This window comes from Psychrobacillus sp. FSL W7-1493, assembly GCF_038004905.1.
Taxonomy (GTDB): Bacteria; Bacillota; Bacilli; order Bacillales_A; family Planococcaceae; genus Psychrobacillus.
The window spans coordinates 1,327,751-1,348,334 of sequence record NZ_JBBOSB010000001.1 but is presented as its reverse complement, the minus strand read 5'-3'; the positions used below and the strand labels follow the sequence as shown (position 1 = coordinate 1,348,334).

Below are 20,584 nucleotides of genomic sequence, written 5' to 3'. Positions count from 1 at the left end.
TCCCTCTCACACGTTTATACTGGCAAATTGTTCGTAACGTGGAGTGCTTGCAGGATTTATTTTGTAAATGATAAAACCGCGAACTTCAAAGGACTGTTTCTCCAGGTTAAACGAATCGTACATACAGGTCTCCGTTGACTTCCATTTTTTTGCAACGGTTATATGGGCATGGAAGTCCTTTGAAACGTTTAACTCTATATACTCCAGAACTTTTTGTACAACTGCATGGTGAAGTCTTTGCAATTCCTCATTTTCATCGACAGCGACATAAACTACTCGAGGAGTTTTAGCACTCCCGAAATGAGCTAGTCCCGCTGTTGTTAAAGTAAATGCTTCCCACTTTATCTCTTTCAAGGATTCGATTAAGTCAGCTAATATAGATTCATCTACTGCAGCTAAGTATGCAAGCGTAATATGAAGGTCCTCGAGAAGAGGCAACGTTTTATGTGTTTCATGCATATTGGTTGCCTTTCTAGCCTCTATAATAGACTTTCCTATTGCCTCGGGAACTTTAATACCTATGAAATAATGGTTGCTCATACATTTAAAGTCGTAGGAATTTTTTGTTCAAAGGCTTTCTGAAGCTTTCTTGTTAACTCTCCAGGTTTTCCGTTTCCAATAACATTCCCATCGATTGAGATAACTGGCATAACCTCTGCACTAGTTGAGGACATGATGAATTCATCCATTTTCAGTGCTTCTTCTTTAGTAAACGCCTCTTCCACTACCGATAATCCAATCTCTTCACAGCAATCTAACAACACTTTTCTAGTAATACCATTTAAAATCAGGTTGCTCACTGGATGTGTATACAAAACACCATCTTTAATGCCGTACATGTTAGAGGAAGAGCCCTCTGTTACCGTATCTCCACGATGTAAAATAGCTTCAAAGCAATCTTTTGTAACAGCTTCCTGTTTAGCTAGTACATTGCCAAGTAGGTTTAATGATTTAATATCACATCTTAACCAACGAACATCCTCTACAAAACAAGCCTTAATCCCACTTTCAAGCTGAGCAAGTGGACGTTTTGTTTCTTTCGTGTAAGCTGTCAGGACGGAGCTAACTGCTGGATTAGGAAAGTTATGAATACGAGGGCTATCCCCACGAGTTACTTGTAAATAGATTTGACCATTTTGAAGCTCATTCGTTTCAATTAGCTCATGTATCATTTGATGAAGTTTGTCTTTAGTATAAGGAATGACTAATTGAATTTTATCTGCACTTGCGTATAGACGATCAATATGTTCAGTCGCTGTAAATAAATCTCCGTTATAAATTTTAATAACTTCATAAATACCATCGCCAAACTGATAGCCTCGATCTTCGAACCCAATTTTCACTTCATTCTCTTCTACGATTTGGTCGTTCCACAAAATTTTTGTCATAATAATTCATCCTCTCCTTATTTTTTACCAGCAAGCTCCACTATTGCATCTGCATAAATAGCAGTAGCTTTTATCAAATCCTCGATGTCCACATACTCATCCACCTGATGGGCTATATCTGGTCTGCCTGGGAACAGCATTCCAAACGCAACGCCTTTTTTTAGAACTCGTGCGTATGTTCCACCGCCGATAGATAATAGTTCTGCCTTTTCCCCTGTTTGACGCTCATATACCTTTTGAAGGGTTTGAATCAGTATATCCTCTTTATCGACATAATGTGGCGTAGAGTTAGAGCCTAAATCAAGTGTTATACCTGTATTTTGTAACTTTTCTCTACAAGCACTTAGTTTTTCCTCAAGTGGATAGCTAACTGAATAACGTAGACTTACTTGAGTACAAGAGCCTTGGGCAGGTGCATAATGAATAACTCCTGCATTTAATGTAGTTTCACCAGACACTTCATCTGCATAGTTTAAGCCTATTGCATGACCTCTGCTTTCTTCACCGAAAGCCATAACAAGGAACTCACAGAATGCTTTAGAATGTGTGGTTAAAGGCAATGATAACAAAAATTTAGCAAGGAGGATTCCAGCATTTACTCCATGGTCTGGCTCCATTGCATGAGCTGATTTACCACGAACTAGCACCTTAACAACTGGGCCTTCTGGAAGGACTTCGCCAGTAATTCCGTGTTCACTTGCAAAGTTATTAAATTTTTCTTTAATCGAATGAACCCCACCAAAAATATAAGCGAATGCTTCATCTGGAACCATATTTGTACGCTTACCGGCCTGGAAAAATTGGATCGTTTCGGTCTCAGAAGAACCTGTCTGAGAAAAGATTAAATTAGCAATTCCTTTTTCTGCATTGATAATCGGAAAGTCCGCATCCGGAGCAAAGCCTAGGTCAGGCATCTCTTCTTTCTCAAAATAACGAGTCACACATCTAAATCCACTTTCTTCGTCTGAACCTATGATCAGCCTTACACGTTTCGAAAGCTCAATCCCAGATTCTTTTACTAGCTTCATCGCCATCCACGCCGCAATCGTAGGACCTTTATCATCAATTGCTCCTCGACCGTAAATGCGATCATTTGCAACAACACCTTCAAATGGCGGGTAAGTCCACCCCGTCCCTTCAGGTACTACATCCACATGACAAAGTATCCCTAACAATTCCTCGCCACTGCCCATTTCAATGTGACCAGCCATATTGTCTATATTTTTGGTAACAAAACCTTCTTTTTCTCCTTCGTTTAACATATATTGAAGTGCCTCTAGTGGTTTTACACCGAAGGGAGCTTGCTCTGTAGCCTCTTTTTCATCTAAAACACTAGGTATTTGAATTAAAGCTTGTAGCTCTTTTATAATATCCGTCTTTCTTTGTTCTGCTATATCTAACCAGTTCATTGTAATCCTCCTATGTACTATTGCATATTTCTTATTTTACACTTATTTTATTCAAACACACAGTAAAAAGAAGGTTTTTTTGACTGCTGTTTAGTTAATACATCATTTGTTCTCATTAACCAATAGAAGCATTCAATACTCCACCTATTTGTGGTTATTCATTTATCAATATAATTCTATTTTGTTATGTAGAAAATTCAGTTATAACGGCTTTTTCTACTAGTTTCATATAAATTTCATGTATTTTTTTGTAAATAATCAGTAATTTTTATAGAAATTTCTTTGCAATTCTACTATAATAAAATTGTCAGACAATATAATTCTGACTACCAAAATTGTAAAGGGGCTGTCATTTGCAATACCACTGTTGCTTTTCGCCCAAGTCGTCCGCTAGTCTTGCCACGAGATATCAAGATGAAGGAGTGGTTATTTTTGAAACCTACTACTGATCGGATGCTCACTCGAATCAAAGATATGTATATGTTCATCCGAAACAACGGAACTGTTACTACACAAGATCTGGTCGATGAATTTGGCATCACTCCTCGAACTATTCAGAGAGATTTGAATGTACTTGCGTTTAATGATTTAATCATTAGCCCAACAAGAGGCAAATGGACCACGACGAACAAACGAGTTAAAATGACATCTTAGATACACCATATGAAAAAGAATGACCACGCCTAGGCATGGTCATTCTTTTGTTATAGACTTAATAATTCATCTTCCGTCAGCTCTCTGTAGGATCCTTCTTCCAATGACTCATCTAGCTTCAAAGCCCCCATAGACAACCGTTTTAAATATACGACTTCCTTATCTACTGCCTGGAACATTCTTTTCACTTGATGGAATTTACCTTCTGTGATGGTTAACTCAATTTCAGAAATTTGGTCACTCTTTAAAATAGTCAGGTAGCCTGGCTTCGTGTGATACCCATCATCAAAAATGACTCCTTCTTTGAATGCCACTATATCTTCTTCTGTTACTCTACCTGCTACTTTCGCATAATATACTTTAGGGACATCCTTCTTAGGAGACAACAAACGATGTGTTAGCGCTCCATCATTAGTTATAAGCAGCAGTCCAACCGTATCCTTATCAAGTCTTCCGACAGGATACGGCTCAAAATGCTTAACATCATCATTCAATAGGTCAATTACAGTTTGATCTCTAGAATCCTCCGTTGCAGAAACTACTCCTGGTGGCTTGTTCATCATTAAGTAGATAAACTCTCTATATTCCACTTTCTCTCCATAAACTGTTACTTTATCCTCTAATTCATTGACGTGATTAGATCCATTTTTAGCAACTACATCGTTTACTTCAATTGCCTTTGATTTAATAAGAACTTTTACTTCACTTCTTGTACCGTATCCCATATGAGATAGAAATTTATCTAATCGCATTTATTTCTCCTTAAAGCCTAATTTTTTCGCAATACGTGTAACTTTCTCACCTAGTAATTTCTGAGCTAATCCAAGACGAAGCGTCACATAGCCATAAAAGGCTGCTCCCACACCAGCACAAACTATAATAACTAGCAGCGCCTCCATTTTACTATCAATTACAAATAGGTTTTGTAACCCTGACTTTACAACATACACAAGTACAAGCATAACAGCATTGATGATGAGGATGAGAAGAATTCTTCTTGCTACCATAGTAGACTTATAATGCAACGTTTTTCGAATCGCAAACAAGTTCAATCCTATAGCTACTAAATAACCACATGCAGTCGCCATAATTGCACCATCGGTTTCAAATGCTTTGATGAAAGGTGTGTTTAACAACAGCTTTGTCAAAATACCTAATAAAAGATTTAAAATGATAAGCTTTTGACGATCAATACCTTGTAGAATTGCAGTCGTCACTGGATACAAGGCAAATAAAATGGCTACCGGTGCATAGTGTGCTAACACCGTTGAACCGGTTTCACTCTGTTCATAAAATAAGTGATAAAACTCCCCTGATAACACAGCAATTCCCATAGCTGCTGGAACGGTAAGAAATAATAATATTTGAAATGATTGATCGAGCGATTTTCTCACTTGAACAAAATCTCGCTTTGCATAATAGCTCGTAATATAAGGTATTAAAGCCATGCTAAATCCGGTAGCCAACATCACGGGAATCATGACCAATTTATGTGCAGAAAAATTCAGCATCCCTAATAAAATGTTGGAAATATCCCCACTTATACCGATAATAGACATAGCGCTATTAAAGGTGATCATATCGATGAATTGGAAAAGCGGGTTAATAACCCCAACTAGAGCAAATGGAACCGTATAAACTAAGATTTCCTTGTAAATATTTCTAAGAGAAACATCCGAGCTCGTTTTACCAGAATCATTCATCATTACATTAAATTCGGGCTTCAGCTTCTTCCAATACCAATATAGAACAACCATGCTCGCCAATGCACCAAGGAAGGCTGCAAATACTGCAAAGGAAACAGCTGTCTTTTCTGTACCCTTCAATATGTATACTACAAAAAATCCCCCAGCTAACACAAACATAATACGAACAACTTGTTCCCACAGCTGAGAAATCGCAGTAGGTGTCATGTGCTGATAACCTTGGAAGAAACCTCTTATCAAACTCATAAGTGGAACAACTATTACTGCAAAGCTGACATACTTAATCACAGTAGCTACATCACTCACAGAAAAAGCTGCTTCATCATCCTCAATAATCATATGAGCGATTGGATCTGCTAAAAAGAAAAGAATGATGAACCCTAACAATCCAGTGATACTCATTAAGAGCATGCTGGATTTCATTAGCTTCCTACCTGTCGCATAGTCCCCTAATGCATTGTATTTAGATACAAACTTGGAAACCGCAACCGGCACCCCTGAAACTGCTATTGCTAGCATGATTGAATAGGGAGTATAAGCGTATTGATAAAGGGCAATGTACTCTTCGCCGATTATCTGATAAAAAGGAATTACATAAAGAACTCCTAAAATCCTGGATAATAAGAGACCAACCGTTAAAATCATTGTCCCTTTTAGTAAATTCGATGCCATCTAACCCGTCCAATCCTTTAAAATGTCTATATTACAGTTTACAACTGTCTCATCAAAACTACAATCATGTATAATAAAGAAAAAAGTGAAAGTGTGAATATACTATGTATGACGTAATTATAATTGGTGGGGGTCCCTCAGGACTTATGGCCGCTGCAGCAGCAGGTGCTGAGAACAAAAAGGTTTTATTGATCGAAAAAGGCAACAAGCTAGGAAAGAAATTAGCAATATCTGGCGGAGGACGATGCAACGTTACAAATAGGCTTCCTCAGGAGGAAATTGTAAAGAACATTCCCGGAAACGGTCGTTTTTTATTTTCCCCGTTTTCCGTTTTTAATAATGAGGATATTATCGCTTTCTTTGAGAATTTAGGTGTTCCATTAAAAGAGGAAGACCATGGTAGAATGTTCCCGGTCTCTAACAAGGCAATGGACGTTGTGAATGCCCTTCTGGACGAATTAAAAAGATTGAAGGTAGATATTAAGCTAAACGCTCCCGTTGCTAAATTATTAATGAACGAAGAAAAGATAATCGGAATTCGATTGGCAACAGGCGAAGAAATTACTGCTGGAGCAGTAGTAGTGGCTGTTGGCGGTAAAGCTGTTCCTCAAACCGGCTCTACAGGAGATGGCTACCCGTGGGCAGAGAAGGCTGGTCATACGGTAACTGATTTATATCCAACCGAGGTACCTCTGTTATCTAGCGAGACATTCATCAAATCTAAGGAGCTTCAAGGATTAGCCTTAAGAGATGTGGCAGTTTCTGTTCTAAATAAAAAAGGAAAAGTAATCATTACCCATCAAATGGATATGCTCTTTACACATTTCGGCTTAAGCGGACCTGCTATTCTACGTTGCAGCCAATTTGTTGTAAAGGAAATAAAGAAAAATGGCGGCCCGGTTTCTGTTAGAATTGATAGCCTTCCCCACTTGAACGAGGAAGAAACATTCCAAACGCTTCTGTCTTCAATTAAAGAAGAGCCCAAAAAAGCAGTTAAAAACGTCTGGAAAGGATTAGTTCCTGAAAGATGGCTATTGTTTTTGTTAGAGCAAGCGAAAATTCAAGAAAGTGAGGATGGTCAAAATCTTTCTCACGAGAAGATAAGATCTCTTGCCCACCTTTTTAAACAATTTATCGTTAAGGTTCACGGCACCCAGCCACTAGAGAAAGCTTTTGTTACAGGCGGTGGAGTTTCCATCAAGGAAATTGAGCCAAAAACGATGGCGTCTAAGAAAAAAGAAGGATTATATTTCTGTGGAGAAATATTAGACATACATGGATACACTGGTGGCTACAATATCACCTCTGCCCTTGTTACGGGAAAGCTAGCCGGGATGAGTGCTGCAAAAAGCCTTCTGAATTAATTGGATAAAATTTGGATTCTTTTATAAGAATGCATTGAATTTTTAAACTATTTATAATACAATGGTCTTTAATGAGCGATGACGAAGAGTAGTAATCATATGTGACGCCATAGAGAGCTGACGATTGGTGCAAGTCAGTGCAAAGCATATGATGAATGGGCTTCTGAGTTCCAAGGCCGAAATGGCAGTAGGCCTTGGCGTTTGTCTACGTTATAGGACTAGCAGCTAATCGCTGCAAACAAGTGGATTACAATAGTAATCAATGAAGGTGGCACCACGGCTCTCCGTCCTTTTAGGATAGAGAGCCTTTTTGTATTCTTTTATAATTGAGCCGAGCTGAGAAAGAGGAGAGTGTAGAAATGACAGTTGAGACGAGAAGCTATGAAATGAAAGAAGTCCAAGGAGATATGATGACTCCCATCTCCATTTACCATGCACTAACAGGAAAAAAGAAAATGCTATTTGAATCCTCTGCTAAGCATGAGGAGAGCGGTCGGTATTCGTTTATCGTACTTAATCCAGTTGCAGAAATAATAGGCAACCAGTATCACTATGTCTTTACAGATGAACAAAGAAAGGAACACACAGGACATGGTATTTTAGAAAAACTAAAAACCATTCTCCCTGAACACAAGGAGCAATACCCCTTCTCTTTTTTTGGTGGAATGCTAGGTTACTTTGGTTATGAAACAGCATTTTACAGTGAACAGATTGGAGAGTATCTCCCCGATGATTTAAATATGCCTGATATACATGCTTTGTTTTATGATACCTTTCTTGTTTACGATCATTTGAAACAAACCATAACTATCGCAGCAATCGATTTGTTCCAGAACGGTCGCACTTCAAAAAATATGTTGGATTCGATTAATGAAATATATGAGGATCTTCAAGCAAGTGCTTCCCACCATGAGGAAGAGTTAGCACAGAAGCTTTCTTTTAAGCCTTCGATTCAAAAAGAAGACTTTAAAGAAATGGTAGAGAAAGCTAAGCAACATATTGTACAAGGCGATATATTTCAAGTAGTGATTTCCCAGCGTTTTAGCTCCCCTTTCACTGGGAATCCTTTCTCTCTTTATCGACAGCTTAGAACTTCTAATCCGTCACCTTACATGTTTTATATGGATTTCGGAAAGTACGTCGTTTTCGGCACCTCTCCCGAGAGTCTTGTAAAAGTAAAGAATGGATATGTCACGACAAACCCTATTGCTGGTACAAAGCCTCGTGGGAAATCTCCCGAAGAAGATCAGCAAAATGCTGCTAGTTTATTGTTAGACGAAAAGGAAGTAGCAGAGCATCGGATGCTTGTTGACTTGGGAAGAAATGATATAGGTAAAATATCAGAAATTGGTACGGTCCAAGTAAACAAGTATATGCAGATTGAATTGTACAAGTACGTCATGCATATAGTTTCAGAAGTAACTGGTCGTTTAAGAAAAGACACTCATGCATTAGACGTTTTAGCTGCTTGTTTACCAGCTGGTACCGTTTCAGGAGCTCCCAAAATCCGTGCCATGCAAATTATAAACGAATTAGAATCTATAAAGCGCGGAGTATATGCAGGAGCAGTTGGTTATATTTCCGTTACAGGAGATATGGACCTCGCCTTGGCCATCCGAACAATGATTGTAAAAGACCAGTTAGCTCATGTTCAGGCAGGTGCAGGAATAGTATATGATTCCGTTCCTGAAAATGAATATGAGGAAACCTTAAACAAAGCAAAAGCACTGTTGGAGGTGATTCGATGATCCTTCTAATAGATAATTATGATTCTTTCACGTACAACCTTTATCAACAATTAGGAATGCTTGGAAAAGATGTTATGGTTGTCAGAAACGACACTATTACCATTTTAGATATAGAGGAGCTTCACCCAGAAGCAATTGTCATCTCTCCTGGTCCAGGTAATCCATTAGATGCAGGTGTTTCTATTGAAGTGATTCAAGCATTATATAAGAAGTATCCTATCCTTGGAATCTGTCTAGGTCACCAATCTATTGGGGCTGCATTTGGAGCAAATATAGTGCAGGCTAAAACAATTATGCACGGTAAAACCTCCACTATTTCGCATAAACAAAATGACTTATTTTCCGTGTTTGATGGCCCTATCTCCGTCATGCGTTATCACTCCCTAGTAATTGAAGAGAACAGCTTACAAGATTGCTTTGAGGTACTGGCTAGAGCTGAGGACGACCTGGAAATAATGGCTATTAAACACAGTGACTACCCTCTGTATGGATTTCAATTTCATCCAGAGTCTATCGGAACTGAGCAAGGGACTCTGCTGATGAAAGGTTTTATAGATACGTTAAATTAACCGTTGAAAGGAGAGTTTCATGGTAGCTGCGATTGGTATTATTATTGTTCATGTTGTTGGGTTACTTTCATTGAAATTCATGTTTCGAAATGAAGAAGGCACTTCCTGATTTCTTAAGTAGTTACAACAAGATAAGACAGACTCACGTTCTAAGCGGACGCTTTCCATGGGGTTAGCGATCAGCAGGTGCTGTAATGTAATGTCCTCTTAATTAGAAAGCATGAATAATTTCATATTGAGGAAGAACACGAACAATTAATAGATGCTATGAATAGTAAATACTTTTATAAAAAGAAAGTAGAATTGATTTTCGCTTTCGGCGGACGCTTTCCGCAGGGGAGCGATAAGCCATCACCCATCGCTTACGCGCGTGGTTGTGACGTCTTATCTGTCTCCCTCCTCCCGCTGGAGTCGCCGCCTTTCGCTACAATCAATAACCTGTGAATGCTCGTGTTTAATAAGTAAAGCGTTAAATGTGAAAGTAATTGGTATATATAAAACAGATACGATGGACAACCATAATATTTAAGGGGTTTATATATAATGCGATTTAATGCAGTGGATTTGAAATTTCCATTATTTTTTAATTTCTTTATCATGTTAGTTGTTTTTATATTTTCTAAATGGTTTATTTTCTTGGTTTTAGCTTTAATGTTTCTTATTTTTACAAAGATAAAATACCAATTTGTTATAAATAATCATAACTTGTCTTTTATAGTTTCTCTATTTGGCTTAGATATTTCCAAAAGAAAGGTGAATAAAGAAAATATAAAATTGATTGAATTTAAAAGAATAGGTTGGCACCAAAAGTCAGTGTTTATTAGGTTAAAAAAAGGATTTACATGGAAAGTTTTTCGTTTTCAACCAGATAATTTTGATGAATACTTAGAGAGCTTTGCTACTACTAACTCAATAAAAATAAATAGGCATAAAAATTATTGAATTATTGGGTGCTTAGAAAGCTCTTTTTCTTATTGAACTATATCTAAAAGTTAGGGGGACCATTCAAATATTTGAGAAGTTTAATTTCGACTTAATTTATAGTGAACGCGATGATTTCACTCCTCTAGTGGTCATGATGTGTGGTGTAGCTGGTTCCGGCAAAACTACATTCTCACAACAATTAGAAAAGGAAGGCTTTGTGCGGCTTTCTATTGATGAGGAAATATGGGCCACTAATGGTCGGTATGGGATCGATTTCCCGATTGATAAGATTGAAGAATACAAGAAAGTTGCTGAAAGGAAACTGCGGAATTATTTAATTAAGTTAATTCACGATAAGCAGCAGGTAGTAATTGACTTCAGTTTCTGGGATCGTGCAAGAAGGAACGAATATAAGCAACTAATTGAAAAGTCCGGCGGTAAATGGAAGCTTATTTATTTAAAAGTTCATGCTGATGATTTGCGTCAACGGCTTAAAATTCGAAACAAACGCTTTGATGCTAATGCTTTTCCTATTACAGAAGAAATTTTAACTTCCTACCTTAATGGATTCGAAGTACCCATAGGTGAGGGAGAAATTGTAATTGATAATTAGTCCTATCAATCCATTACCTTAAAAATTTCCTTTTGGATAAGTGTATCTACAAAAAAAGCTGCTTATCTCCCATAAGAGATTAAGCAGCTTTATTATTTATTAAATAACGATGTTCACCATTTTACCAGGTATTGCAATGATTTTTTTGACTTCATTGCCATCAATCCATTGTTGAACCTGTTCAGATGCTAAGGCTAAGGCTTCTAGCTCATCCTTCGTAGCATCCTTAGAAACTACAAGCTTCGCACGAACCTTCCCTTTAATTTGGACAGGGATTTCAACTTCATTGTCCACTAGCTTCGACTCATCAAACGTCGGCCAAGATTCATAAGCGACAGACCCCTCATGACCTAGTATGCTCCAAAGCTCTTCAGAAATATGAGGTACGATAGGAGAAATAAGCTTAATGAAGCCCTCTACATATTCTTTAGAAATTTTCTCAGCTTTATAGCCTTCATTGATGAATACCATCATTTGTGAAATAGCCGTATTATAGTGCATTGCCTCATAATCTTCAGTTACCTTCTTCACGGTTTGGTGATACGCTTTTTCCATATTGTCAGATGATGTGTCGCTGACCTTAGGACTCAACGTACCTTCCTCTGTGACAAATAGTCTCCAAATGCGATCTAAGAATCTGCGAGATCCATCTAGACCGTTTGTGGACCATGGCTTAGAAGAATCTAGAGGACCCATGAACATTTCATATAAACGTAGTGAATCTGCACCGTGGCTCTTCACGATATCATCTGGGTTAACTACATTCCCTTTTGATTTAGACATTTTTTCGTGATTTTCACCTAGGATCATTCCTTGGTTAAATAACTTTTGGAATGGCTCCTTAGTTGCTACAACACCAATATCATAAAGGAATTTATGCCAGAAACGTGCATATAGCAAGTGAAGTACAGCATGCTCTGCTCCACCTACATAAAGATCCACTGGCAACCAGCGTTTTACTAGCTCAGGGTCAATAAGCGCTTCGTCATTATGTGGATCGATGTAGCGAATATAATACCAGCAGCTACCTGCCCATTGTGGCATTGTATTGGTTTCACGACGACCTTTTTTACCTGTGACTGGATCTACTACATTTACCCATTCTTCAATATTAGCTAATGGAGACTCTCCTGTTCCACTTGGCTTAATGTCTGTAGTCACAGGAAGCATAAGCGGAAGCTCTGATTCGTCTACTGGAGTTGAAGTTCCATCTTCCCAATGAATGATTGGAATTGGCTCTCCCCAATAACGCTGACGGCTAAATAACCAGTCACGTAGACGGTAAGTAATTTTCTTCTCACCTTTTCCATTTGCTTCAAACCATTCAATTGCTTTTGCGATGGCGTCTTGTTTATTTAGTCCGTTTAGGAAATCCGAATTAACAAGGACGCCATCCTCTGTGTAAGCAGCTTCTTCAACGTTTCCACCAGAAACTACTTCTACAATAGGAAGGTCAAATTGTTTTGCGAACTCATAATCACGCTCATCATGTGCTGGAACTGCCATAATAGCACCAGTTCCATATGTTGCTAAAACGTAATCAGCGATCCAGATTGGCATTTTTTCACCACTCACTGGATTAATTGCATAAGCACCAGTGAATACACCTGTTTTATGCTTAGCAAGATCAGTACGCTCTAAATCACTTTTCAATTTAACTTGATCTTTATATGCTTGCACTGCCTCCATTTGCTCTGGAGTTGTAATAGTATCCACTAATTTATGCTCAGGTGCCAATACCGCATACGTTGCACCAAAAATCGTGTCGGGACGAGTTGTAAATGCTTGGAATGATTGATCAGTATCCGCAACTTCAAATGTAAGCTCTGCACCTTCTGAACGTCCAATCCAGTTACGTTGCATTTCCTTTAAGCTCTCAGGCCAATCAAGATCATCTAAATCCTCTAACAATCTATCTGCATAAGCCGTAATACGCAGAACCCATTGACGCATTGGACGACGTTCCACTGGATGTCCCCCACGCTCGGATAGCCCATCAATTACCTCTTCGTTTGCTAATACTGTACCTAATGCAGGACACCAGTTTACCGGCACTTCATCCACATATGCTAAGCCTTTTTTATAAAGCTGGATAAAGATCCATTGTGTCCACTTGTAATAGGAAGGATCCGTTGTATTAATTTCACGATCCCAATCATATGAGAATCCAAGATCCATCATTTGACGTTTGAATGTTGCAATATTTTTTGCTGTGAATTCCGCTGGATCATTACCAGTGTCAATTGCATATTGCTCAGCAGGAAGACCAAAAGCATCCCAGCCCATTGGGTGAAGTACGTTATATCCTTGTTTGCGTTTATATGCACTTAAAATATCTGTTGCTATATATCCAAGCGGATGTCCAACATGCAGTCCAACTCCTGATGGATATGGGAACATATCTAATGCATAAAATTTTGGTTTGGAAGGATCGTCAATCATTTTATATGTTTTATTTTCTTTCCAATACCTTTGCCACTTTTGCTCAATTGCTTCATGATTAAAGCTCATTTTTCTTCCTCCTTCAGGTAATGGTGTTGTCTAAACCGTCATTTCACCAATAAAAACAACACCAAATAAAAAAACTCGCCCCTTAAAAAACTTAAGGGACGAGAGATATACTCACGCGGTACCACCCAAATTAGTGGAAAATTCCACTCAACTTGTCTCCTTAACGCGGAAAACGGTATAAGCTACTAATCGTTCACTTATACAGACTCAAAGGCGAGTTCAATAATTCGTAACACTAACTTGCACCATACGTTAGCTCTCTTTAGAAACGAGTGTTATTTACTATTCCTTGTCTTAGTCGAAAATTATTTATGGTTATTGCATTAATTCTAATTGAAATGAAAAGAAAACACAAGATGCACTCTCATCAAATATCGTAGAAAATAGTAAATTAAATAGCTACATTCTCTTTTACGTCTTTAATGATTAAATCAGCTTCCGTAGCATCTATAATATCCTGCACAGAATATCCCTCAAATACTTCTTTTAATTCTAGCCCATCTTCTGTTACTTCAATCATTGCCCGTTCTGTTATGATTTTATTCACAACGGCTTTACCTGTTAAAGGAAGCTCACATTGTTTTTTAATCTTTGCAGAACCGTCCTTCGCGCAGTGGTCCATAATTACGATAATTTTTTTGGCACCATGCACTAAATCCATTGCGCCGCCCATTCCTTTAATCATCTTACCTGGAATCATCCAGTTAGCTAAGTCTCCCTTTTCAGAAACCTCCATTGCCCCTAAGATTGCAACGTCTACATGTCCCCCGCGTATCATGGCAAATGACTCAGCACTTGAAAAGAAGGAAGAACCCGGAATGGTAGTAACTGTCTCCTTTCCGGCGTTGATAAGATCTGGATCGACTTCTTGCTCAGTTGGATATGGCCCAATACCTAAAAGACCATTTTCTGATTGAAGCACAACTGTTTTGTCTGGAGATATAAAGTTGGCAACTAAGGTTGGAATACCTATTCCTAAATTCACATAGTTCCCATTTTCTATTTCTTTTTCTGCTCTTCTCGCAATTTTTTCTCGTGTATTCATCCGAATCTCCCCCTTATGAACGTGTCGTTAAACGTTCGATTCTTTTTTCCTGTTCTGCTTGGAACAGACCTTGGACATAAATACTTGGCGTATGTATTTGAGCTGGATCTAAATCGCCTGTTTCTACGATTTCTTCTACCTCAGCAATTGTAATTTTCCCTGCAGCAGCCATCATTGGATTGAAATTTTGAGCTGTTTTGTTATAGATTAGGTTTCCAAATTTATCTGCCTTAGCTGCGCGAATCAACGCAAAATCTGCTCTAAGTGCCTCTTCTAGAACGTATTCTTTTCCGTCATACATTCGTACCTCTTTCCCCTCTGCAACAACTGTCCCTACACCTGCAGGAGTAAAGAACGCAGGTATTCCTGCTCCACCAGCACGAATTTTTTCTGCTAAAGTACCTTGAGGAGTCATCTCTACTTCAATCTCTCCTGAAATTACTTGTCTTTCAAACTCTTTATTTTCCCCTACATAAGAGCCTATCATTTTTTTAATCTGTTTATTTTTAAGTAAAAGGCCTAGACCCCAGTCATCTACTCCACAGTTATTAGAAATTACGGTTAAATCCTTTACCCCTTTTTCAACTAACGCTAAAATTAACTGCTCTGGAATACCAACAAGTCCAAAACCACCTACCATTAACGTCATGCCATCTTCAATACCTGCAACGGCATCTTTTGCTGAATTGTATATTGGTTTCATGCTCCCATCCCCTCTCAAAATAATTACTACTCTATTATATTCTCAAAAATCCAACAACTCCGCAAATTTTTTACATTAATCTCTAATTTTACAGTCGATTTCTGTAACATTAAAAAATGGAGTAAAACCCCATTTTTCACACAATACCAATTAAAATGAATCGGAATAGATAGATCATCTAATGACTAAACTCGAAGTCTTCCTTCATTTCATAAAGTTGAAAATAATCCTCTTTAATTACAATGGATATAATAGTCCCCTCTTTACTAAAAAAGTGGACATGCCCATTTTGTTCACTTTTCAACTCTTCCCAACCCCAATTTTTAATTTCCTCAAAGTATTCTTTAGGTGGATAAAGTCCTTGTTCCCCTCCAATATTTTTTAAAATATACTTCTCACCCTTTTCAATATTAGGATTGTCAAATTGATCTGTGCTTGATTTTGCATTAGCTGGTACTGGAATCTCTTCATTTATTCCCGCTTTTTTATAACTGCTAGTTTCGTTAATCGATGTTGAACATCCAAACAACAACATTATGCAAATGACGCATGTTATATATTTGTTTATGTTCATTAAATTCCCCCCCTAACAATGCATTGATATGGAGCTCTTTGCATATTAGACTCTTAGCCAGCCTCGGAACCCTCTGGATCCATAGTAGGATTCTGCTCCATTGTGGTACATAAAGACAGTATCGTAGCGACGATCACAAAAGATAGCGCCACCAAGTTTTCTAATATTTGCAGGTGTTTTTACCCAACTCGAAGTCTTCAGATCGAAATTTCCAAGTTTCTGCAATTCACGGTATTCTGCTTCTGTTAAAAGATCGATGCCCATGTCTGCAGCCATTTCCACTGCGCTATTTTCAGGTTTATGTTTTTTCCTTGACTCTAATGCTTCACGGTCGTAACAAACAGTTCGACGACCTTTTGGACTTTCTGTTGCACAATCATAAAAAATATATTCGTCGTGTTTCATATCGTATCCAACGACATCCGGCTCTCCACCTGTTCTTTCCATTTCATTAAGAGACCACAGTTTTTCTGTATGAGCTTCCAGCCTTTCATGAACATTAGCCCATTTCACTTCTGTATGGCGTTTCATATTTGCCTCAAAACGATTTTTTAATATTTGGAGTAGCTCTTCACATTGTTCCGATGACAGCTCTTTATTTTTTTGAGTCACAATCGTTTCTCCCCTTGTCATTAGTGATTTAACCATTTAGAAAGCTATTAGCGTTGAGTTAATATCATTTTCATCAGTTATATATTCTATGTTTGTGTAGCCAGTAGCTAATGCCTTGGAGAATATATGCTGAATGGCTAGTTGATCCTTTGAATAAATGATTACGTCTGAGCAATCTACCAGTAGGATTACAAACTGACATTCACTTGCAATAAATTCTTGATAAGTTGCGACTTCCCTTACATCAGACCCTTTTGGAAATCCCTTTAAATCAACAAATATAAGGTAATAATCTTTTTTTGAAATTTGTTTCCATAATTCTTCACCATTTAATGAGGAGCTATTTGGAAACAGAGGGTTTCCTAAAGTATTATTTTCAATAAAATATGATTCTCCGTCACCTATTTTCCAAGTTAATTCCCTAATATTAATACACTCTAATATTTCCCATAAATGTTTGCCATAAGAATTTGGAATTTTAAATGATATACCTCTCACTAGTAATCCCCCTAGCTCTTTTTTAATAACATTTGGGCTATCGAAAATAAGTCTATAAAGTTTTGCTCAGGTCGGTGTTGATTATTAAGAAATGAAATAAGAACAGTGTTTTAAAAGTCATTTCTCTCCTTGCAGTAAAGTAACCGTTAGCTTACCAAATTTCGCTTATACAGCCACTTTAAAATAAACCAAGCAGCGATTAGATATATAATGTATAAAATTATCGCAAGTGCTTGATTTAATAACCATGGTATAGTTGCTAAAAATACTTCTGATCCAACAGATTGGAACCAGTCCAAAAGAAAAATAAGCAATATAATACTAAGAACAAACATAAAGAAAAAGCCATTTTTGTGGTTTTTAGAGATTTTCATAATTGCAAAACCCGAAAAAAAACTAATAATACCTATGACCAATAAAATTAGGAAAAATATGTTCACAACCGTTTGTATATTCATATCCTACATCACCCTTCAACATAATTTATCAGTTAACTATTTAATCCAACTATCTTAATAATTTAAGTAACAGTAACCTATAAATAAACCAACAGGTGCTTTTCTTTAAGAAGAAAATTGCCATGAAAGATGGTCTTATTTAACAAAAATATCTTTTGTAATCATTTGCAAGACATAATGGCTGTTTATCTTACTTACCTTTATTTTATAAGTACACATTGAGTGAAAATATCATTTAGAACTATACGTTTTAAATGCTATACATTTTTTTTCATTAAAGTCTTTGTATTGCATACTTATGATTTGACCTGACAATGAGTGATTGAATATGAGTTCCTCATTAATCATTTCGGTTATAAAAGTGGTTTTTGATGCATTATGACTAACAGGCACTAGTTTAAACTTATATAATACCCCGTACATTTTAGGTACTGTTAAATATAATTCACCATTTTTTAGTGAGATATCTAAGATTTTGCTGTGGTCATCTTCGATAAAATATTTACCTGCAACAAGTTCAAAACTTGTAAAATTTATTGGTAGAGTAGGTATAGGTAATGAAACGTGTTCATCAAAAATTATCTTAGCCATTTCTTGAGTGATATGTGTTACGGGTGTAACGTTCATATTGCTAAGAAAAATTATTGTAACCTTTTCATCGATAAATCTAAGAAAATTACTTACAAACCCACTAATATCTCCAGAATGATGCATACATTTTCTACCCAACTTATCAGAGACTGCCCAACCTGAAGCGTATGAACCGAGGTTAGGGGTTAACATTCTTACCGTTAGTTCTTCGTTAAGGATCTGAAATGACACTAATGCCTGACTCCATCGGAACAAATCCGCTGTTGTTGAGTATAAACCATAGGCTCCTAGAGGAAAGGATAAATCAGCATATGCTGAGTGAATTGGACGCTCCCAATAGGAATAACCAGAAGCTAAATCTTCTACTATTTCAATCCCATCATTACAGCCTGTATTACTCATCCCCAATGGAAGACATATGTTTTCTCCTATATAGTTTGCATATGACATGCCTGAAACTTTTTCAATGATTGCTGTTAACAAAGAGTAGCCTGAGTTTGAGTATTCAAATTTCCTACCGGATTCAAAGTTCAATTCAAGATGTTTAAATGAATCAAGCAGTTGATGTAAAGTCATTGGTAGTCTCATTGTTGTAGACCAAAAATCAGAAGCACTTGTATAGTTTGGAATCCCTGATGTATTTGTTAAACAATGATATATTGTAATTTTTTCTCCTTGTGGATAATTAAGAAGATACTTCCCTATAGAATCATCTATACACAATTTCCCTTTTTCGTGTAATTGAAATATACTCATCGCTGTGAAAGCTTTACTAAGTGAGCCTATGTGAAATTTTGTAGTAGGTTTATTTGGTACACCATGCTCCCAATTAGCCATGCCAAATCCTTTGTTTAAAAGAATCTTTTCATTAGAAGCTATTAAAATTGAACCATTCAAATAATTGTTTTCTTCATACCTTTTTATCCATTTATCTAACCGTTCTTCATTCAAAGTAGTGGTTCCCCCTGTATTTCATGGTCTTTATTCACCTAGTATTTAATCATTTACTCAATCGGTAACTGGGTCAATAAGAATAACTCCACCTCAGTAGACTCTTCAAACATTTTCACCATCTCTAGCTCGTTAAGAAAAGAACTTCTAAATTATAGTTATGATTTATAAGGAATTGTCATTTATAACTAGCAGCTAACAGTTACTCTCTTAACATAAATAGATTCCCCTCTCATACTTATTCGACTTGTAGGCTGAATAACCTTTCAATTTATTTCCAAAGATTATCTTTCTTATATTTGAAAAAGACCTAAGCCACTAAGGACTTAGGTCTAAAATATTTTTATTCTTGCTCATTCAATGCTGCTTCTTTTTTTAAAGGTATATCGTATAGTAAGCTCGTAATAATTGAAACAAAAATTAGACTGGCTAAAATTAATATCATCGCTGGAGTGCCATGAGCTTCAACTAAAACTCCTCCTATCAATGGTCCAATCATACGTCCCACGGTCGCCATACTATTTACAATCCCTTGGTAGAAGCCCTCCCTGCCTTTAGGAGCCAGCTGGCTAGCAAGTGTGGGAACTGCTGGCCATACGAACATTTCCCCAAAAGTTAGAATAACCATCGCAGTGACGAACATCGTATAGTCTTTCGCAAATGCTACCACTATAAAGGAAATCATAAATATGACAAGTCCTAAAATCATCTGCGTTTTTATCTTATGTTCTAAACGATTAATAATTGGCTTAATAATCGGCTGTGCAACCAAGATCAGTATCCCATTGACCGTCCATAAAAGACTATACTGCTTTAATGTAATTCCTAAATCTAGTACATAGGTTGATATAGTCGAAGTCCATTGAACATAAATAATCCAAGTAAGCATATAACCAAATGTTACAATCATCATTGCATAAAAAGGTGCCATTTGTTTAATTTTCTTCTCTTCTCCTAAAATGGAGGCCTGATGGTTTGAAACGTTAGACATGTTTCCATAGAACTGACGAGCGATAACAAAAAAGAACACATAGGCGAGTAGATTTGCTCCAAAAATATTATTTATATTATGATCTGCAACTATTCCAGCTAAGGCTGGACCAATAGCAACACCTAAGTTTTGAGCTAAATAAATAGCATTAAACGCTTTACGTCCACCTTCCGGCCATACATTCCCCACCATCGCATACATGCTTGGGAAGATGATACCACCACTAAACCCGAGAATAGCGACTAGCCATACATATTCTGGCCAATCATGCCAAACGGTTAGCGCTGCTAACGAGAGTATGGATAACAGAATTCCAAACACTATAGATTTATAGCCGCCTATTCTGTCAAATAAAAACCCGCCTAACAAATTACCGATCACACCGGTTCCAGCGTTTAGCATCAACACTAACCCCGCCATCGTTAACGATTGACCAAGGTAGTCATGCATATAGATTGTATGTAAGGGCCATAAAAATGAATTCCCCAGTGTATTAATAAACATTCCAATAATTAAAAGCCAGACTGCTTTTGGCATTAATATTCCTCATTTCCTTAGACACTCAAAATATTGTAGCTTTTTTTAAACTGCACTTCAAGATAA

At 37.2% G+C, this 20,584-nt stretch carries 20 protein-coding genes and 2 other annotated features; of the genes, 6 read left to right on the top strand and 14 right to left on the bottom strand.

Going from position 1 to position 20,584, the window contains the following annotated elements:
- Positions 1–6 precede the first annotated feature (6 nt).
- Genes thpR through pepV form a run of 3 tightly spaced genes read right to left on the bottom strand, consistent with a single transcriptional unit; the run spans position 7 to position 2,797 of the window.
- Positions 7–540 carry an RNA 2',3'-cyclic phosphodiesterase gene (gene thpR / locus MKX96_RS06885; RefSeq protein WP_340882969.1) on the bottom strand — a complete coding sequence of 178 codons (534 nt, stop codon included), beginning with the start codon at positions 538–540 and terminating at the stop codon, positions 7–9.
- A complete protein-coding gene (gene dat / locus MKX96_RS06880; RefSeq protein ID WP_340882968.1) occupies positions 537–1,388 on the bottom strand; it encodes a D-amino-acid transaminase in 852 nt (283 codons plus the stop codon). The genes thpR and dat overlap by 4 nt, the downstream gene beginning before the upstream one ends.
- 17 nt (positions 1,389–1,405) lie before the next feature.
- On the bottom strand, positions 1,406–2,797 hold the full coding sequence (gene pepV / locus MKX96_RS06875; protein ID WP_340882967.1) for a dipeptidase PepV: 1,392 nt from the start codon (positions 2,795–2,797) through the stop codon (positions 1,406–1,408).
- Positions 2,798–3,229: 432 nt separating this feature from the next.
- Here pepV and MKX96_RS06870 point away from each other — a divergent pair, with 432 nt between their 5' ends.
- Positions 3,230–3,451 (top strand): DeoR family transcriptional regulator, encoded by a 222-nt coding sequence (locus MKX96_RS06870; protein ID WP_169360007.1) that lies wholly within the window; start codon positions 3,230–3,232, stop codon positions 3,449–3,451.
- 50 nt (positions 3,452–3,501) lie between these two features.
- Here MKX96_RS06870 and MKX96_RS06865 read toward each other — a convergent pair whose 3' ends face one another.
- Positions 3,502–4,203 carry a pseudouridine synthase gene (locus MKX96_RS06865; protein WP_340882966.1) on the bottom strand — a complete coding sequence of 234 codons (702 nt, stop codon included), beginning with the start codon at positions 4,201–4,203 and terminating at the stop codon, positions 3,502–3,504.
- On the bottom strand, positions 4,204–5,829 hold the full coding sequence (locus tag MKX96_RS06860) for a putative polysaccharide biosynthesis protein (protein ID WP_340882965.1): 1,626 nt from the start codon (positions 5,827–5,829) through the stop codon (positions 4,204–4,206).
- Between the two features lie 104 nt (positions 5,830–5,933).
- Between MKX96_RS06860 and MKX96_RS06855 the strand changes: the two genes are divergently transcribed.
- The 5 genes from MKX96_RS06855 to MKX96_RS06835 all read left to right on the top strand — a co-directional run bounded on the left by MKX96_RS06855 (position 5,934) and on the right by MKX96_RS06835 (position 11,047).
- Positions 5,934–7,193: a BaiN/RdsA family NAD(P)/FAD-dependent oxidoreductase gene (locus MKX96_RS06855; RefSeq protein ID WP_340882964.1), complete on the top strand. Its 1,260-nt coding sequence runs from the start codon at positions 5,934–5,936 to the stop codon at positions 7,191–7,193.
- Positions 7,194–7,262: 69 nt separating this feature from the next.
- Positions 7,263–7,488 (top strand) — a binding site (T-box leader).
- 64 nt (positions 7,489–7,552) lie between these two features.
- Positions 7,553–8,941: an anthranilate synthase component I gene (gene trpE, locus MKX96_RS06850; protein ID WP_340882963.1), complete on the top strand. Its 1,389-nt coding sequence runs from the start codon at positions 7,553–7,555 to the stop codon at positions 8,939–8,941.
- Positions 8,938–9,510 (top strand): aminodeoxychorismate/anthranilate synthase component II, encoded by a 573-nt coding sequence (locus tag MKX96_RS06845; RefSeq protein WP_340882962.1) that lies wholly within the window; start codon positions 8,938–8,940, stop codon positions 9,508–9,510. The genes trpE and MKX96_RS06845 overlap by 4 nt, the downstream gene beginning before the upstream one ends.
- Positions 9,511–10,053: 543 nt before the next feature.
- On the top strand, positions 10,054–10,452 hold the full coding sequence (locus tag MKX96_RS06840) for a hypothetical protein (protein ID WP_340882961.1): 399 nt from the start codon (positions 10,054–10,056) through the stop codon (positions 10,450–10,452).
- Between the two features lie 67 nt (positions 10,453–10,519).
- On the top strand, positions 10,520–11,047 hold the full coding sequence (locus tag MKX96_RS06835) for an AAA family ATPase (RefSeq protein ID WP_340885903.1): 528 nt from the start codon (positions 10,520–10,522) through the stop codon (positions 11,045–11,047).
- 99 nt (positions 11,048–11,146) lie between these two features.
- Here MKX96_RS06835 and leuS read toward each other — a convergent pair whose 3' ends face one another.
- The 9 genes from leuS to MKX96_RS06790 all read right to left on the bottom strand — a co-directional run bounded on the left by leuS (position 11,147) and on the right by MKX96_RS06790 (position 20,518).
- The gene (gene leuS, locus MKX96_RS06830) at positions 11,147–13,558 is read right to left on the bottom strand and encodes a leucine--tRNA ligase (protein ID WP_340882960.1); all 2,412 of its coding nucleotides are present in this window, start codon (positions 13,556–13,558) and stop codon (positions 11,147–11,149) included.
- 91 nt (positions 13,559–13,649) lie between these two features.
- Positions 13,650–13,863 (bottom strand) — a binding site (T-box leader).
- Positions 13,864–13,949: 86 nt separating this feature from the next.
- Positions 13,950–14,603, bottom strand: a complete 654-nt coding sequence (locus tag MKX96_RS06825) for a 3-oxoacid CoA-transferase subunit B (protein ID WP_169359999.1) — start codon at positions 14,601–14,603, stop codon at positions 13,950–13,952.
- A gap of 13 nt (positions 14,604–14,616) precedes the next feature.
- Positions 14,617–15,306 (bottom strand): CoA transferase subunit A, encoded by a 690-nt coding sequence (locus MKX96_RS06820; protein WP_340882959.1) that lies wholly within the window; start codon positions 15,304–15,306, stop codon positions 14,617–14,619.
- Positions 15,307–15,484: 178 nt separating this feature from the next.
- Positions 15,485–15,880, bottom strand: a complete 396-nt coding sequence (locus tag MKX96_RS06815) for a hypothetical protein (RefSeq protein ID WP_340882958.1) — start codon at positions 15,878–15,880, stop codon at positions 15,485–15,487.
- A 45-nt stretch (positions 15,881–15,925) separates the two neighbouring features.
- A complete protein-coding gene (locus MKX96_RS06810; protein WP_340882957.1) occupies positions 15,926–16,492 on the bottom strand; it encodes a DUF4256 domain-containing protein in 567 nt (188 codons plus the stop codon).
- Positions 16,493–16,528: 36 nt separating this feature from the next.
- Positions 16,529–16,990, bottom strand: a complete 462-nt coding sequence (locus MKX96_RS06805) for a DUF2691 family protein (RefSeq protein ID WP_340882956.1) — start codon at positions 16,988–16,990, stop codon at positions 16,529–16,531.
- Between the two features lie 146 nt (positions 16,991–17,136).
- On the bottom strand, positions 17,137–17,448 hold the full coding sequence (locus MKX96_RS06800; protein ID WP_340882955.1) for a hypothetical protein: 312 nt from the start codon (positions 17,446–17,448) through the stop codon (positions 17,137–17,139).
- A gap of 231 nt (positions 17,449–17,679) precedes the next feature.
- Positions 17,680–18,990, bottom strand: a complete 1,311-nt coding sequence (locus tag MKX96_RS06795) for a serine hydrolase domain-containing protein (RefSeq protein WP_340882954.1) — start codon at positions 18,988–18,990, stop codon at positions 17,680–17,682.
- Positions 18,991–19,333: 343 nt separating this feature from the next.
- On the bottom strand, positions 19,334–20,518 hold the full coding sequence (locus MKX96_RS06790) for an MDR family MFS transporter (RefSeq protein WP_340882953.1): 1,185 nt from the start codon (positions 20,516–20,518) through the stop codon (positions 19,334–19,336).
- Positions 20,519–20,584: the final 66 nt, after the last annotated feature.